Source organism: Minwuia sp. (assembly GCF_048007105.1).
In the GTDB taxonomy this organism is placed as follows: Bacteria; Pseudomonadota; Alphaproteobacteria; order Minwuiales; family Minwuiaceae; genus Minwuia.
The window spans coordinates 585,351-598,427 of record NZ_CP180352.1 but is presented as its reverse complement, the minus strand read 5'-3'; the positions used below and the strand labels follow the sequence as shown (position 1 = coordinate 598,427).

General features: G+C 66.6%; 12 protein-coding genes. 8 read left to right on the top strand and 4 right to left on the bottom strand.

Annotated features, from left to right (window positions below):
* Nucleotides 1–9: 9 nt before the first annotated feature.
* Genes ACMVY4_RS02845 through ACMVY4_RS02835 form a run of 3 tightly spaced genes read right to left on the bottom strand, consistent with a single transcriptional unit; the run spans nt 10 to nt 2,080 of the window.
* The gene (locus tag ACMVY4_RS02845) at nt 10–900 is read right to left on the bottom strand and encodes a polyprenyl synthetase family protein (RefSeq protein ID WP_416898685.1); all 891 of its coding nucleotides are present in this window, start codon (nt 898–900) and stop codon (nt 10–12) included.
* On the bottom strand, nt 900–1,154 hold the full coding sequence (locus ACMVY4_RS02840; RefSeq protein ID WP_416898684.1) for an exodeoxyribonuclease VII small subunit: 255 nt from the start codon (nt 1,152–1,154) through the stop codon (nt 900–902). The genes ACMVY4_RS02845 and ACMVY4_RS02840 overlap by 1 nt, the downstream gene beginning before the upstream one ends.
* Nucleotides 1,151–2,080, bottom strand: coding sequence for a histone deacetylase family protein (locus ACMVY4_RS02835; protein WP_416898683.1), 930 nt, complete (start codon nt 2,078–2,080; stop codon nt 1,151–1,153). The genes ACMVY4_RS02840 and ACMVY4_RS02835 overlap by 4 nt, the downstream gene beginning before the upstream one ends.
* A 150-nt stretch (nt 2,081–2,230) precedes the next feature.
* Between ACMVY4_RS02835 and ACMVY4_RS02830 the strand changes: the two genes are divergently transcribed.
* The 3 genes from ACMVY4_RS02830 to ACMVY4_RS02820 are packed head-to-tail and all read left to right on the top strand — an operon-like array spanning nt 2,231 to nt 7,057.
* Entirely contained in the window at nt 2,231–3,325 is a 1,095-nt protein-coding gene (locus tag ACMVY4_RS02830; RefSeq protein ID WP_416898682.1) for an efflux RND transporter periplasmic adaptor subunit, read from the top strand.
* A 3-nt stretch (nt 3,326–3,328) separates the two neighbouring features.
* Entirely contained in the window at nt 3,329–6,487 is a 3,159-nt protein-coding gene (locus ACMVY4_RS02825; RefSeq protein ID WP_416898681.1) for an efflux RND transporter permease subunit, read from the top strand.
* An 18-nt stretch (nt 6,488–6,505) separates the two neighbouring features.
* Entirely contained in the window at nt 6,506–7,057 is a 552-nt protein-coding gene (locus ACMVY4_RS02820; protein WP_416898680.1) for a histidine phosphatase family protein, read from the top strand.
* A gap of 174 nt (nt 7,058–7,231) precedes the next feature.
* On the opposite strand, the gene ACMVY4_RS02815 is transcribed toward ACMVY4_RS02820, so the two are convergent.
* Nucleotides 7,232–8,665, bottom strand: coding sequence for a sigma-54-dependent transcriptional regulator (locus tag ACMVY4_RS02815; protein WP_416898679.1), 1,434 nt, complete (start codon nt 8,663–8,665; stop codon nt 7,232–7,234).
* 187 nt (nt 8,666–8,852) lie between these two features.
* Between ACMVY4_RS02815 and ACMVY4_RS02810 the strand changes: the two genes are divergently transcribed.
* The 5 genes from ACMVY4_RS02810 to ACMVY4_RS02790 are packed head-to-tail and all read left to right on the top strand — an operon-like array spanning nt 8,853 to nt 13,024.
* Nucleotides 8,853–9,833: an SDR family NAD(P)-dependent oxidoreductase gene (locus ACMVY4_RS02810; RefSeq protein WP_416898678.1), complete on the top strand. Its 981-nt coding sequence runs from the start codon at nt 8,853–8,855 to the stop codon at nt 9,831–9,833.
* Nucleotides 9,823–10,320, top strand: a complete 498-nt coding sequence (locus ACMVY4_RS02805) for a PaaI family thioesterase (protein ID WP_416898677.1) — start codon at nt 9,823–9,825, stop codon at nt 10,318–10,320. Before ACMVY4_RS02810 ends, ACMVY4_RS02805 begins: the two co-directional genes overlap by 11 nt.
* Nucleotides 10,317–10,760 carry a PaaI family thioesterase gene (locus ACMVY4_RS02800; RefSeq protein ID WP_416898676.1) on the top strand — a complete coding sequence of 148 codons (444 nt, stop codon included), beginning with the start codon at nt 10,317–10,319 and terminating at the stop codon, nt 10,758–10,760. The genes ACMVY4_RS02805 and ACMVY4_RS02800 overlap by 4 nt, the downstream gene beginning before the upstream one ends.
* A gap of 4 nt (nt 10,761–10,764) precedes the next feature.
* The gene (locus ACMVY4_RS02795; protein WP_416898675.1) at nt 10,765–11,262 is read left to right on the top strand and encodes a PaaI family thioesterase; all 498 of its coding nucleotides are present in this window, start codon (nt 10,765–10,767) and stop codon (nt 11,260–11,262) included.
* Entirely contained in the window at nt 11,255–13,024 is a 1,770-nt protein-coding gene (locus tag ACMVY4_RS02790) for a M3 family oligoendopeptidase (RefSeq protein WP_416898674.1), read from the top strand. The genes ACMVY4_RS02795 and ACMVY4_RS02790 overlap by 8 nt, the downstream gene beginning before the upstream one ends.
* Nucleotides 13,025–13,077 lie beyond the last annotated feature (53 nt).

Sequence of the window (13,077 nt, the reverse complement as noted above, 5' to 3'; positions counted from 1 at the left end):
CGGGTCACGCTACGAGCGGCGATCGATGACGTAGGCCGCTACATCCTTCAATAGAAAGGCCCTTTGGCCGAACAAATCAAGCCGTGCGACGGCGCTGTCTACCAGTTCCCGGGCCCTTTTGCGCGCGCCATCGAGTCCCATCAGCGTGATGAAGGTCTCCTTGCCTGCATCCGCGTCCTTGGCGGTGGCCTTGCCCATCTCTTCGGGGCTGCCCTCGACATCCAGGATGTCGTCGGCGATCTGGAAGGCAAGTCCGACTTCCAGCCCGTAGCCGCGCAGGGCTGCGCGCTCGGTGTCCGTGGCGTGGCCCAGGATGGCCCCGGCCTCACAGGACCAGGCGATCAGCGCGCCGGTCTTCATGTTCTGCAGACGCGTGATCTGATCCAGGCCGTAGGAGGTGGTCTCGGCCTGCAGGTCGATCATCTGACCGCCGACCATGCCCTCCGCGCCGGCGGCGTCGGCCAGCGTGCGCGCCAGTTCCAGGCGGATCAGCGGGTCCCGGTCCGTGGCCGGGTCCAGCAGTGTCTGGAAGGCCTTGGGCTGCAGCGCGTCGCCGGCCAGCACGGCCGTGGCCTCGTCGAACTGCCGGTGATTGGTCGGCTTGCCACGGCGCAGGTCGTCGTCGTCCATGCAGGGCAGGTCGTCATGGATCAGCGAGTAGGTGTGGATCATCTCGATCGCGGCGGCCGCGCGGACCGAATTCTCCCGCGGCACGTGGAACAGGTCGCCCGACGCCATCACCAGGAACGGCCGCAGCCGCTTGCCGCCGGCGAACAGCGAATAGCGCATCGAATTGTAGACGCGGGCCTCCAGAGACTGCGGCAGGGGGACCAGCGCATCCATCGCCGCCTCGACCTCGGCCGACGACCGGGTCAGCGCGTCCTTCAGTTCCGGGGTCATCAGCTGTCGCCGTCGCCGAACGGTTCGGAGCCACGGGGCGCGCCGTCGGGACCGATCACCAGCTTCTCCACCCGGGCCTCGGCCGCCTTCAGCTTCGCCTCGCAATGCTGTTTCAGCTGGGCGCCGCGGGCGTACATGTCGATGGACTTCTCGAGATCGACATCGCCCGATTCCAGCTTGCCCACGATCTGTTCGAGTTCGGCCAGAGCCGCCTCGAAACTCATTTCCCGGATATCCTCGGGGATGTCGCTCATTGCCGCTGAAGCTCCCTGACATGCGCCGCGCTCGCCGTTTGCAGCGCGTCGAGGTCATAACCGCCTTCGAGCACGGATACCACCCTGCCGGCGCAGCATTCATCGGCGATCTTCATCAGCTCGCGCGTGATCCAGGCGTAGTCGTCGTCGGTCAGGTTCAGATGCGCCAGCGGATCGCGCTCATGGGCGTCGAAACCGGCGGAAATGATCAGCAGTTCCGGCTTGAAGGCCGCCAGCGCCGGCAGCAGCGACTCCTCCATGCCGAAGCGGAACTCCTTCGAGCCGGCATCGGGCAGCAGCGGGACGTTGCAGATATTGTTCCGCACCCCGCGTTCGCTGCGCTCCCCGGTGCCGGGATAAAGCGGCCACTGGTGGGTCGAGCCGTAGAACAGATCGCCGTCCTGGCGGAACATGGCCTCGGTGCCGTTGCCGTGGTGGACGTCGAAGTCGATCACCGCAACCCGGCTGATGCCGTGCTTCGCCCGCGCGTGATGCGCGCCGACGGCGACATTGTTGAACAGGCAGAAGCCCATGGGCTGGGTCGGTTCGGCATGGTGTCCGGGCGGTCGCACGGCGCAGAAGGCATTGTCGGCCGCCCCGGCGAAGACCGCATCGATGGCCGCGATCACGGCGCCCGCGGCGCGGCGCGCGGCGTCGCCCGAGCCGGGAGAGACAATTGTGTCGCCGTCCAGCTGCCGCCGGCCTTCGGCGGGCATGGCCTCGAACATGGCGGCGACATGGTCGGCCGGATGGGCCCGGGCGATTTCCTCGTCGCTCGCCAGCGGCGCTTCCGCGCGGATCAGGTCGGGAAAATCCGTCTCGTTGAGCGCGTGGCGCACCGCGCGAAGACGGTCCGGCCGCTCGGGATGGGACGACCCTGTGTCGTGCCACAGGCAGTCCATATGTGTGATCAGCATCGTCGCCAAGGCGGAAAACCCCTGTCCGGCAATCAATTGTTGGCGCGACGGAAAGATGTCTGTTTGCCGAAAGGACAGCAGACGCTACCTTTCCGCGCTGCGCGCCGGTGCTTCAGCATATAAGCCATGATGGGCGCAGCAAGGGAGAGCGGCAGGCACGTGCGTATTCTCATCCAGATCCTGGTCGTCGCCATCCTGGCCGTGGCGGGCATCTTCGCCTTTCAGAACCGGGCGGAACTGCCGCTGATCGGCAAGTACTTCGCGCCGCCGGCCCAGGCGCAGCGCGGCGGCGGTTTCCCGACACCGGTCGACGCCGTGATCTTGCAGCCGGGTGTGCTGGTCGACAGCGTCCGCGTGGTCGGCACCGCGCGGTCCAACCAGTCGGTTGCCATCACCAGCGAGATCGCCGGCCGCATCGCCGACATGAACATCTCCGAGGGCCAGCAGGTCCAGAAGGGCGACGTGCTGGTGCGCTTTGGTTCGGCCGAGATCGCGGCGGACCTGGCCGGCGCGCGTTCGGCGCTGAAGCTGGCGCAGCAGATCTACGAGCGCGGCGAGGCGACCCGGCGCAAGGGCCTGACCACCGAGGCGCGCACCGAGGAACTGGCCCAGGCGGTCGCCACCGCCGAGGCCGAGGTGCGGCAGCTGGAAGTCCGGATCGGCAAGTTCACGCTGCAGGCGCCTTTTTCGGGCCGTCTCGGCTTCAAGCAGGCGAGCCTCGGCGCGCTGGTGCAGCCGGGCGATCCCATCGTCACCCTGGACGACATCTCGGTCATCAAGCTCGATTTCGATGTCCCGGAAACCGCGCTGGCGGCGCTGCATCCGGGCCAGACCGTGCTGGCGCGCTCTTCGGCCTATCCCGACACCCCGATCGAGGGCGTCGTCTCGACCATCGACACCCGCGTCGATCCGGATACCCGCTCGGTCACCGTCCGGGCCGAGATCGACAACGCCGAGGGGCTGCTCCGGCCCGGCATGTATCTGACGGTCGAACTGGTCTACGGGCGAACCGAGAACGCGCTGCTGGCGCCGGAGGAATTGGTGCTGGTGGTCGATGGCGGCGCCTTCGTCTTCGCCGTCGAGGACGGCAAGGCCGTGCGCTCGCCGGTCACGCTCGGCCGCCGGCGGCCGGGACAGGTCGAGATCCTGGACGGTCTGGAGGCCGGTCAGACCGTCATCACCGCGGGCGTGCAGAAGGTCCGGCCCGGCGCCGCCGTGCAGGTCCGCAACGCCCCGAAGGGCGCGGAGAGCTAGACCATGGTCCTGTCCGACACCGCCATCAAGCGGCCCGTCTTCGCGGTGGTCATGTCGCTGGTGCTGATGATCTTCGGCTTCTTCTCCTATGACAGGATGACGGTCCGGGAGTACCCGGACATCGACCCGCCCATCGTCTCGGTCAACACCACATGGCGCGGCGCCAGCGCGGGAATCGTCGAGACCCAGATCACCCAGGTGCTGGAGGACGAACTCGCCGGCATCGGCGGCGTGAAGCGGATCACCTCGACCAGCCGCGAGGGCTCGTCCTCGATCTCGGTGGAGTTCAATCTGACCCGCGATATCGACGCGGCCGCCAATGACGTCCGCGACCGGGTCAGCCGCGCCATCAACAGATTACCGTCGGAAGCCGAGACGCCGACCGTCGCCAAGACCGAATCCGACGCCCGGCCGATGATGTGGATGGTGCTGTCGTCAGACCGTCTGAACGCGCTGCAGCTTTCCGACTACGCCGAACGGCAGATCGTCGACCGTTTCGGCGTCGTGGATGGCGTCAGCCGCGTCCGGCTGGGCGGCGAACGGCGCTACGCGATGCGCGTCTGGCTCAAGAAGAACGAGCTTGCCGCCCGCGATCTGACGGTCAATGACGTCGAGACGGCGATCCGCGCGCAGAACATCGAGGTGCCATCGGGCCGCATCGAATCGAGCATGCGGGAGCTGTCGGTCCGCACCCAGACATCGCTGTCGTCGGTCGACGAGTTCCGCAACATCGTCGTGGCGGAATCGGGCGGATACGCCGTCCGCCTGGGCGAGGTGGCCGATGTCGAACTGGGCGCCGAGGACGAACGGACCGAACTCCGCTCCGACGGCAAGCCCGCCGTGGGCATCGGCGTCATCCGGCAATCCAAGGCCAACACGCTGGAAGTCGCCCGCGGGGTGAAGGCCGAACTCGAACAGGTTCGGGCGGGACTACCGGAAGGCATGACCCTGGAACTGGCCTATGACCAGTCCGTCTTCGTCGAGGTCTCCATCAAGGAAGTCTACACCGCGCTGGCGATCGCGCTGGCGCTGGTGGTTCTGGTGATCTTCATCTTCCTCCGGTCGATCCGCGCGACCGTCATTCCGGCGCTGGCGATTCCGGTTTCCATCCTGGCCGCCTTCATCGTGCTGGGGGCGCTCGACTACTCGGTCAACGTGCTCACCCTGCTGGCGCTGGTGCTCGCCATCGGCCTGGTGGTCGACGACGCCATCGTGGTGCTTGAGAACATCCACCGCCGCATCGAGGAGGGCGAGCCGCCGCTGCTGGCCGCGGTCAACGGCGCGCGCCAGATCGCCTTCGCCGTCATCTCGACGACAATCGTGCTGATCGCGGTCTTCGTGCCGATCTCCTTCCTGGAAGGCAATGTCGGCCGCCTGTTCCGCGAATTCGGCATCGCCGTCGCCACGGCCGTGATGTTCTCCAGCTTCGTCGCCCTGACCCTGACGCCGATGCTGTGCTCGAAGATCCTGAAACCGGCCAGCGAGTCCGGGCCGCTCAACCGCTGGACCGGCAGGCTGCTCGACATGCTGGCCGCAGGCTATCGCTGGGTGCTGGAGAAGACGCTGGCCATCTGGATCGTCATGCTGGCCATCGCCGGCGTGCTGGTGGGTCTGGCCTATGTCTTCTACACCGCACTGCCGGAGGAACTCGCGCCGACCGAGGATCGTGGCGTGATCTTCGTCAGCGCCACGGCGCCCGAGGGCGCGAGCCTCGAGTTCACCGACCGCTATGTCACGGAGGTCGAGCAGCGGCTGATACCGATCGTCGAGCGTGGCGACGGCTCCCGGGTGCTGGTCATTCTCGCCCCGGGCTTCGGCCGGCCGGGCGACGTCAACCGCGCCTTCGGCATCCTGCGCCTGAAGGACTGGTCGGAGCGCGAGGTCAGCCAGCACCAGGTGATCGGCGAACTGTTCCCGCAGATCTACTCGGTGCCGGGCCTGCAGGCCTTCGCCTTCGGCCTGCCGCCGCTCGGCATCCGCAATTTCGACAAGCCCGTGCAGTTCGTCATCGGCGGGCCGGACTACGACACGCTCGAGCGCTGGGCCGAACTTGTGCTCGCGAAGGCCCGGGAGAATCCCGGTCTGCTCAGCCCCGAGATGGACTACGACCAGACGCTGCCGGAACTGCGCGTCTTCATCGACCGCGACCGCGCCGCCGATCTGGGCCTGCGGGTCAGCGACATCGGCCAGACGCTGGAGACGCTGCTCGGCGAACGCCGCGTGACCACCTACGAACAGGGCGGCAAGCAGTACGAGGTCATTCTCAGGGCGCAGAAATCCGACCGCGCCACGCCGCAGGATCTGCGCAACATCTACGTCCGCTCCCAGGATGGCGGTCGGCTGATCCCGCTGGAGAGCGTCGTCAGTCTGACCGAGGGCGCGACGGCCCGCGAACTGGCCCGGACCGACCGGCTGCGGTCGATCACGGTGAAGGCGTCGCTGGCGCCGGGCTACACCCAGGGCGAGGCGCTGGCCTTCCTGGACCAGGTGGCCGCGGAGGAACTGCCGAGCGCCGCCCGCATCACCTATTCCGGCGAGTCGCAGGAGTTCAAGTCCTCCACCGGCGCGCTCTACTTCACCTTCGCGCTGGCGCTGGCCATCGTCTTCCTGGCGCTGGCGGCACAGTTCGAAAGCTTCATCCATCCGGTGACCATCATCGCCGGCGTGCCGCTGGCGGTGACCGGCGCGCTGGCCACCATGCTGGTCTTCGGCATCTCGATGAACGTCTACAGCCAGATCGCCCTGATCATGCTGATCGGGCTGACGGCGAAGAACGCGATCCTGATTGTCGAATTCGCCAACCAGTTGCGCGACGAGGGCCGGGAGATCCGGGCCGCGGTGCTGGAGGCGGCGCAGATCCGCCTGCGTCCGATCCTGATGACGACGATCTCGACCGCGCTCGGCGCGCTGCCGCTGGCCATGGCGACCGGCGCCGGGGCCGAGACGCGCTCGACCCTGGGCATCGTCATCATCGGCGGCATCGCCTTCTCGACCGTCATGTCGCTGTTCATCGTGCCGCTGCTCTATCTGGGCCTGGCGCGTTTCACCAAGCCCATCGGCTTCGTCGAGCGCCGTCTGCAGGCGCAGCGCGAGGAAGTGAAGCGCGACCGTCAGGCCGCCGAAACGGACGAGCCGCCGCAGCCCGTATCCGCCGCCGAATAGACGATCCGGAGTTCCCCGATGCCGACCATCTATCTTGTCCGCCACGGCAAGGCCGCCGCAGCGTTCGATGAGGATCTCGATCCGCCGCTGAACAAGGACGGCACGAAGCAGGCCCTGGAGATGGCCGACACGCTGGGGCCGCTCGGGCCGCTGCCGCTGATCGCCAGCCCGATGCGGCGCTGCCGCGAGACCGCGAGCGCGCTGGAGAATGTCTGGGGCGCGCCGGCCAAGGTCGATCCGCGCGTCTCCGAAGTGCCGTCGCCGACCGATGACCTGAAGGTGCGCCGCGAATGGCTGCGGGGGTTCATGCGCGGCACCTGGTCGGATCCGGCCGCCGGCGACCTGAAGGGCTGGCGCGCCGACCTGATCGCCGCCATCGAGGAGATCGACGAGGACACGGTCATCTCGTCCCACTTCGTCGCCATCAATACTGTCGTCGGCGCCCTGAACGGCGACGAGCGGGTCACCAGCTTCCAGCCGGACAACTGCTCGATCACGCGGCTGGAGAAGAGCGGCGGCGTCTGGAAAGTGGCGGCGCTGGGCCGCGAGGTGGAAACCGACGTCCTCTAGAACGGCCCCGTATCCGGTCAGGATCAGCTCCAGCAACAGCGTCATGCCCGCCCTGCGCGGGCATCCGGGCGATTGTCAGCCTTGCGGCGAAGCCGCTCCGGACCCCCGAGTGGCCCGATGGGCCATCGGGGGTGACCGTGGAGTTCAGACGCTCGGATCGGCCAGCAAGTTGACCTAGTCCGCCGCTTCGGCGTCGGCGTCCTCGATTTCCTTGAGTTTCCGGTAGAGCGTTGAGCGGCCGATATCCAGCCGCCGCGCGACCTCGGACATCTGGCCGTCATAGCGGTCGATGGCGTGCCTGATAACGTCCAGCTCGACGTCGGCCAGCGGGCGAACCTGCCCCTGATCGTCAAGCAGCGGCAGCATGCCCGGACCCATCGTGCCGACGCCGGCCGGCTGTGCGGTCTCTGCCGAGACGGGAGCGGGTGCGGCGCCGGTGATCTGCGGGAAGTCGTTGACTGTCAGCATGTCGCCTTCGGCCAGCACGATGGCGCGGAAGATGGTGTTTTCCAGCTGTCGGACATTGCCCGGCCAGCCATAGCTGTTGAGCAGCGCCATCGCGTCGGGCGTCAGGCCCCGGATCGGCTTGTTTTCGCTGGCGGCGAAGGCGCGGGTGAAATGCTCGATCAGCAGCGGCACATCCTCCCGCCGCTCCCTGAGCGAGGGGATCAGGATCGGATAGACGTTGAGCCGGTAATAGAGATCCTCGCGGAAGGCGCCTTCGCGTACCATGTCGGCCAGATCGCGGTTGGTCGCCGAGATCAGGCGGATATCGACCTTCACCGGCCGGGTCGCGCCGACCGGATCGACCTCGCCCTCCTGCAGCGCCCGGAGCAGCTTCACCTGCATGTCCAGCCGCAGCTCGCCGATCTCGTCGAGGAAGAGCGTGCCGCCGGAGGCTTCCTGGAACTTGCCGGCATTGCGCTGGGTGGCGCCGGTAAAGGCGCCCTTCTCGTGGCCGAACAGGACGCTCTCGACCAGATTTTCAGGGATCGCGCCGCAGTTCACGGTGACGAAGGGCCGGCCGGCGCGCTCGCTGCTGCCCTGGATGGCGCGGGCGACCAGCTCCTTGCCGACGCCGCTCTCGCCCTCGATCAGGATCGGGATGCTGGAGACCGCGGCGCGTTTCGAGAGATCGACCACCGAGGCCATGGCCGGGCTTTCGCCGATCAGGTCGTCGAAGCCGAGTTCGCCGGAAATCTTCCGGGTCAGGCGGGAGATCTCGCCGGTCAGCGTCGAGAGCTTGAGCGAGTTCTCCAGCGTGACGCGGATACGTTCGGGCGAGGCCGGCTTGACCATGAAGTCCGTGGCGCCGGCCCGCATCGCCTTGACCACGGTATCGACGCCGCCATGGGCGGTCAGAACGACAATCGGCAGATCGGGATGCTGCGGGCGCACCCGCTCCAGCACCTGCAGGCCGTCGACCTCCGGCATCACCAGGTCAAGCAGCACCACATCGACGCCGCCGCGGCGCGCGCCGTTGATCTTCTCGATCGCTTCCTCGCCGCCGCCGGCCTTGTCGACACGGAAATCGGCCCTGGAGACGACAGTCTCGAGCAGGCGCAGCTGCGTCGGGTCGTCATCGACGATGAGTACGGTCTTTGCCATGCATTCCCTTGTGCGCGGCGGCCGGTCACTGCCCGCGGTTGTGTCAAGATGAAACATTTCTGTGCGCTGCACAAGGCCTGCGTCACAGCGCCGGAGGATATGCACGCGGACGTGCGGCCAACCGTCTGGCGGGCCGGGCCGCAATGTGTTTCATAGGGCCACCGACAAGATCACCATAGGGTTCGGAATGAGCATCCTTGTCACCGGCGCCGCCGGTTTCATCGGCTATCACGTCGCGCGCCGCCTGCTGGACCGCGGCGAGCAGGTGATCGGTATCGACAGCCTGAACGACTATTACAGCGTACAGCTCAAGAAGGACCGGCTGGCCGAGCTGGAAGGCCGCAACGGATTCACCTTCCGGCAGGTCGATATCGCCGACTTCGAGGCGCTGAAGACGGTGGTCGCGGAGACCGGACCGGTCCGCGGGATCGTGCACCTGGCGGCCCAGGCCGGCGTCCGCTACTCGCTGACCAACCCGCACGCCTATCTGCACGCCAACCTGGCCGGGCATCTGAACATGCTGGAGATCGCCCGCCACGCGGACGGTCTGGAGAACATGGTCTACGCCTCCTCCAGCTCGGTCTATGGCGGCAACACCAAGTTGCCGTTCTCGGTCGAGGACCGGGTGGACAACCCGGTCTCGCTCTACGCGGCGACCAAGAAGTCCGACGAGCTGATGAGCCACGCCTATGCGCATCTGTTCCGGGTGCCGCTCACCGGCCTGCGCTTCTTCACCGTCTACGGTCCGTGGGGCCGGCCGGACATGGCGTTGTGGATCTTCACCGAGCAGATCCTGAAGGGCGAGCCGATCAGCGTCTTCAACCACGGCGACATGAGCCGCGACTTCACCTTCGTCGACGACATCGTCACCGGCGTCGTCGCCTCGCTGGATCATCCGGCGCAGGACGACGGGACGGCGGCCCCCTACAAGGTCTACAATATCGGCAATCACCGGGCCGAACCGCTGCTGCGCATGATCGAGGTGCTCGAGGATGCGCTGGGCATGAAGGCCGAGAAGAAGATGGAACCGATGCAGCCGGGCGACGTTCACGCCACCTATGCCGATATCGAGGCGATCCGCCGGGATGTGGGCTTCGAGCCGACCACACCGATCGATGTCGGCATTCCCCGTTTCGTGGACTGGTACAGGAACTATCATGGCGTCTGACATCGAGGAGCTTGCCAGGCGCGACCCGTCGGAACTCAGCTGGTACGACAAGATCCGGCTGATGGGCAGCACGGCAGAAGGTCAGTTCCGGGCGCTCGGCCTGTCCGTGGAAAGCGCCGGCGATGAGGGCGTGCTGCTGCGGCTGCCCTGGCAGGAGAAGCTGGTCGGCGATCCGGTGCAGCGCATCCTGCATGGCGGCTGCATCACCACGCTGATCGACAGCGCCTGCGGCTATGCGCTGATGGCCTACAGCGGCCAGCTGCCGGACATCGCCACGCTGGACCTGCGTATCGACTATCTGAAGCCGGCCCAGCCGGATATCGACGTGATGGCCTTCGGACAGGTCTACCGGACCACGACGTCCATCGCCTTCCTGAGGGCGCAGGCCTATCAGACCGAAGGCGATCCGATCGCCAACGCCGTCGGCACCTTCATGCTGGGCGCCAACGCACCCAAATACGCCGCGAGGGGGATCACGCAGCGATGAACATCACCGAAGCCGTCGCACAGGCGCGGACAGACGGGGACTACCAGGGCGTCATCGACAGCATCCCCTACATGAAGTTCCTCGGTCTGACCGTGTCGTCGGACGAGAACGGGCCGCTGGTCATGATGCCTGGCAGCGACCACATCATCGGCAATCCGGTGTTGCCGGCGATCCATGGCGGCGTGGTCGGCGCCTTCCTGGAATCGGCGGCCATCGTGCATCTGATCTGGGCGCATGAAAGCCGCTCGGTGCCGAAGATCATCAACCTGACAGTGGAGTATCTGCGTTCGGCGCGTGTGGTGGACACCTACGCCCAGGCGACCATCACCAAGCACGGACGGCGCATCGCCAACATGCGCATCGAGGCCTGGCAGGCCGACCGCGCCAAGCCGGTCGCTGCCGCGCATGCGCACTTCCTGCTGCCCGGCGAGGAGAGCTGAGCCGATGCGGCTGACCGTCAAGCCGCGCCCCGAATGGACGCAGTTTCCCGCTGTCGATCTGGACGCGCTGCAGCGCCTCGAGGATTCGATACCCCATATCCATGCGCTCGGCATCGAGCTGATCGAGGTCGATGGACCCGTCGCGATCTCGCGACTGCCCTATGCCGAACATCTGGTCGGCGATCCGGCGACCGGCATCCTGCATGGCGGCGCGATCACCACCCAGATCGACAATCTGAGCGCCGTCGCCATGCATTCGGGCATCGGCCACGCCGTGCCCTGCGCCACCATCGATCTGCGCGTGGAGTATCTGAAGCCGGCGACGCCGAAGCGCGACGTCTTCGCCCGCTCCGAGCTCCGCCGCATCACCCGGCAGGTCGCCTTCATCACCTCCCGGGCCTACCACGACCCCGACGACCCCATCGCGCTGGCCACCTGTACCTACATGCTGCTGCCGGAAAGGCAGAGTACGCTCAAAGAGGAAACGCCCAGTCATGAATGACATGAGTCAGTTGCCTGCATGGGATCTGACCGACCTCTACAAGGGGACGTCGGACCCGAAGATCGAGGCCGATTTCAAGAGCTGCGACGCTGAGGCCGACACGCTGCGGACGGCGCTGAAGGACCGGGTCGCCGATGCGGACGGCGACGCGCTGGCGCAGGGCATCGCCGACTACGAGACGATCCAGGACCGGATCTACCGGCTGATGGCCTTCTCCTTCCTCAACTACGCCACCGACATGTCGGATGGCGAGCGGACGCGCTTCTTCCAGAAGGTGCAGGAGCGGGTGAACAGGATCACCGCCAAGCTGCTGTTCTTCACTCTGGAGATCAATCACCTGGAAGAGGCGGCGTTGCAGGCGAAGCTGAAAGGCTCGGCGAAGCTGCGCCACTACGGCCCCTGGCTGCGCGAGCTGCGCACCATGAAGGACCATGTCCTCTCGGACGAGCTGGAGCGGCTGTTCCACGAGAAGTCGATCACCGGCGCCAGCGCCTGGACCCGGCTGTTCGACCAGACGATTTCCGGGCTGGTCTTCACCGTCGACGGCAAGGAGATGCCGAGCCAGGACGCGCTGAACCTGCTGCAGCACCGCGACCGCGCCACTCGCGAAACGGCGGCGAAGGAAATCAGCCGCGTGCTGGGCGACAACATCAAGCTGTTCTCGCTGATCATGAACACGCTGATCCGCGACAAGCAGACCGAGGACGAGTGGCGCAAGATCGAGAAGCCCGAATACGGCCGTCACCTGCTGAACCAGGTCGAGCCCGAGGTGGTCAACGCCCTGCGCGACGCCGTCTTCGACAGCTTCCCGCGCCTCTCCCACCGTTACTACAAGATGAAGGCGAAGTGGCTCGGGCTGGAGAAGATGCAGCACCACGACCGCAACGCCCCGCTGCCCGACAATGACGACGCCCAGATCCCCTGGGACACCGCCGTCGACACGGTCCTGAACGCCTATGGCAGCTTCTCCGGCGAGTTGCAGACCGTGGCGAAGAACTTCTTCGACAAGCCCTGGATCGATGCCGCGCCGAAGGCCGGCAAGTCGCCCGGCGCCTTCGCCCACCCGGTCACGCCCTCGGCGCATCCGTATCTGCTGATGAACTATCAGGGCAAGGTCCGGGACGTGATGACCCTGGCGCACGAACTGGGGCACGGCTGCCACCAGATGCTGGCGGCGAAGCAGGGCGCGCTGATGAGTTCGACACCGCTGACCCTGGCCGAGACGGCGAGCGTGTTCGGCGAGATGCTGACCTTCCAGTCCATGCTGGCCAGCGCGGAGAATCCGAACCGGCGGCGGATCATGCTGGCCTCGAAAGTCGAGGACATGATCAACACCGTCGTCCGCCAGACCGCCTTCTACGAGTTCGAGCTGCGCCTGCACCGCAAGCGGCGCGACGGCGAACTCGCGCCGGAGGAGATCGGCCAGATCTGGCTGGACGTGCAGCGCGAGAGCCTGGGTCCGGCCTTCGAGTTCGGCGACGACTACGGCTGCTACTGGTCCTACATCAATCACTTCGTCCACGTGCCGTTCTACGTCTATGCCTACGCCTTCGGCGATTGCCTGGTGAACGCGCTCTACCAGACCTATCAGGAGCAGCCGGACGGCTTCGCGGAGAAGTATCTGGAGATGCTGGCGGCCGGTGGCACGCTGCACCATTCGGAACTGCTCAAGCCCTTCGGCCTTAACGCGGCCGACCCGGCCTTCTGGCAGCGCGGCCTGACGCTGATCGAGGGCTTCATCGACGAGCTTGAGGCCATGTGAGCAGGCGGGCCGGGATGACTGGCTCGGCCAGCCCGTGGTCCTCGCCTGACGCC

Coding starts and splice junctions, on each gene's coding strand:
- ACMVY4_RS02800 (WP_416898676.1), top strand. CDS start 10,317: ATGAACATCACCGAAGCCGTCGCACAGGCGCGGACAGACGGGGACTAC.
- ACMVY4_RS02795 (WP_416898675.1), top strand. CDS start 10,765: ATGCGGCTGACCGTCAAGCCGCGCCCCGAATGGACGCAGTTTCCCGCT.
- ACMVY4_RS02805 (WP_416898677.1), top strand. CDS start 9,823: ATGGCGTCTGACATCGAGGAGCTTGCCAGGCGCGACCCGTCGGAACTC.
- ACMVY4_RS02810 (WP_416898678.1), top strand. CDS start 8,853: ATGAGCATCCTTGTCACCGGCGCCGCCGGTTTCATCGGCTATCACGTC.
- ACMVY4_RS02820 (WP_416898680.1), top strand. CDS start 6,506: ATGCCGACCATCTATCTTGTCCGCCACGGCAAGGCCGCCGCAGCGTTC.
- ACMVY4_RS02790 (WP_416898674.1), top strand. CDS start 11,255: ATGAATGACATGAGTCAGTTGCCTGCATGGGATCTGACCGACCTCTAC.
- ACMVY4_RS02825 (WP_416898681.1), top strand. CDS start 3,329: ATGGTCCTGTCCGACACCGCCATCAAGCGGCCCGTCTTCGCGGTGGTC.
- ACMVY4_RS02815 (WP_416898679.1), bottom strand. CDS start 8,665: ATGGCAAAGACCGTACTCATCGTCGATGACGACCCGACGCAGCTGCGC.
- ACMVY4_RS02840 (WP_416898684.1), bottom strand. CDS start 1,154: ATGAGCGACATCCCCGAGGATATCCGGGAAATGAGTTTCGAGGCGGCT.
- ACMVY4_RS02845 (WP_416898685.1), bottom strand. CDS start 900: ATGACCCCGGAACTGAAGGACGCGCTGACCCGGTCGTCGGCCGAGGTC.